The sequence below is a fragment of the Coprococcus sp. ART55/1 genome (assembly GCF_000210595.1).
Lineage (GTDB): Bacteria > Bacillota > Clostridia > Lachnospirales > Lachnospiraceae > Coprococcus > Coprococcus aceti.
The window spans coordinates 2,819,754-2,821,753 of record NC_021018.1 but is presented as its reverse complement, the minus strand read 5'-3'; the positions used below and the strand labels follow the sequence as shown (position 1 = coordinate 2,821,753).

The 2,000-nt window shown below is 39.4% G+C and carries 3 protein-coding genes; all 3 read left to right on the top strand.

All coding sequences use genetic code 11. From position 1 onward, the window contains the following. The coding region (gene yqeK, locus CCU_RS12700; RefSeq protein WP_208896254.1) for a bis(5'-nucleosyl)-tetraphosphatase (symmetrical) YqeK at positions 1-381 on the top strand (381 nt) is incomplete at its 5' end. Position 382: 1 nt separating this feature from the next. Beyond that, positions 383-733, top strand: a complete 351-nt coding sequence (gene rsfS / locus CCU_RS12695; protein ID WP_015534942.1) for a ribosome silencing factor — start codon at positions 383-385, stop codon at positions 731-733. Between the two features lie 54 nt (positions 734-787). After that, positions 788-1,975: an HD-GYP domain-containing protein gene (locus CCU_RS12690; protein WP_015534941.1), complete on the top strand. Its 1,188-nt coding sequence runs from the start codon at positions 788-790 to the stop codon at positions 1,973-1,975. Positions 1,976-2,000: the final 25 nt, after the last annotated feature.

Sequence of the window (2,000 nt, the reverse complement as noted above, 5' to 3'; positions counted from 1 at the left end):
AAACACGGACTTCCAATAAGCCAGGTCGAATTTGCTAACCCTGAGCTTTTACACGCAAAGCTGGGAGCATATTACGCAAGAGAAAAATACGGAGTTGACGATGAGGACATCCGATCGGCTATAGAATTCCATACAACTGGAAGACCGGCTATGTCGCTTCTGGAAAAGATTGTTTTTGTGGCTGACTATATAGAGCCGAACCGTAAGCCTTTGCCGGAGATAGATGAAATAAGAAATGAGGCATTCTCCGATATTGACGCTTCGGTGGCCCACATATTAAAGAATACTTTAACTTATCTGGACAGTGGCAGCTGTGGAGACACGGACGAAGTGTCTGTCCGGACATATAAATATTATACATCATTGAACAGTGAGGACTAATATGGCAGATTCCAGAGAGATGCTCAAGATAGCATGTGCTGCTCTTGAGGATAAAAAAGCATTTGACATTAAGATCATAGACATAAGCAGAATTTCAACCTTATGTGATTATATAGTGATAGCTGACGGAACAAATAAAAAACAGGTTCAGGCACTCAGCGATAATGTTGAGGACAATATGCACGAAGCTGGATATTCCCACAAGGGAGTGGAGGGATATTCTGAAGGTGGATGGATTTTGCTGGATTATTATGATATAATAATCCATATATTTTCTGAAGAATCAAGAAGATTCTACAACATAGAGAAGATATGGAGTGACGGAGATATTATATCTCTGGACAGCATATAAGATATTCAGTTTAAAATAAGATTGGGTTGCAAGTAAGAATTTGGGGATTAAAACATGGAGAGTAACAGGCTATTAAGCGACAATTATATCAAGATCAATCATATTGCCTCCAAATGTATGAGGCTTTTTGCTATATTGATACTTTTGTACTGGGTATTTACATATATTGGAGGGCAGTGCAATATAGTGCTCCTGTGTTCCTGCATGGGAGTATGCTGTATTCTGACCCTTATACCTACGATTTTTATTGATCTACTTAAGAACAATGAGGGCAAATGTATAAAATATGTGGTAATTGCATTGGCTGTACTCATATGCTCCATACTCAATACAACTTTATCGTACACAGCTATGATCGTCTGGATATTTCCTATGCTTGTAGCTTCCCTTTATTATAACAAGACAATGGTTCTCTATACTGCGCTTTTATCTACAGTCGGTGTATTCGCTGCAGATATAGTCAATTACAGATTATGTGATCTTGTTATTCCACCCGCACATGATGATTTTGCCGACAATATGATACTGGTCATAGCGCCATGTGTTATAGCCATTTTTATCATGTCATTTGTATCATATTTCATAGTATCAAGAAACTCAACAATGCTCAATAATGTTATAGACCATGCTGAAGAGGTCAAGACTAATCAGAAGGAACTTATATATGCGTTTGCCGAGCTCTCAGAGAGCAAGTCAAAATCAACAGGTGAGCACATCAAGAGAGTTGCAAAATACATGGAGGTTCTTGGAAAGGCATCCGGTTTTGATGACGATTATGTTGACATGCTTTCAACCGCAGCCATGATGCACGATATCGGCAAACTGATGATCAGCGAAGAAATACTCAACAAACCTTCCCGTCTTACAGATGAGGAGTTCGCCATTATGAAGAGTCATGTATTATATGGCGACGCTCTTCTCTCAAAATGTCCGGGACAGATCCTTCAGATTGCAAGAACGATTGCCAAGGAACATCATGAGAAGTGGGATGGCTCTGGATATCTGCATATGAAGGGAGACGAGATCGCATATATCAGCAGGCTTATGGCTGTATGTGATGTATTCGATGCCCTTACATCAGCAAGATACTACAAGAAAGGCTGGTCTATGGAGGAGGCTTATACCGAGATAGTAAGCCAGAGTGGTAAACAGTTTGATCCAAAGGTGGTATTATTATTCCAGGCTCATTTCAAGGAATTCAAACAGATAGCAGAACAGAATGCTGATAAGCACATATACTAAAATGTGATTACTTAAAAATAGGCTA

Excerpts from the sequence above, each read along its gene's own strand:
- rsfS (WP_015534942.1), top strand. The coding sequence starts at position 383 with ATGGCAGATTCCAGAGAGATGCTCAAGATAGCATGTGCTGCTCTTGAG.
- CCU_RS12690 (WP_015534941.1), top strand. The coding sequence starts at position 788 with ATGGAGAGTAACAGGCTATTAAGCGACAATTATATCAAGATCAATCAT.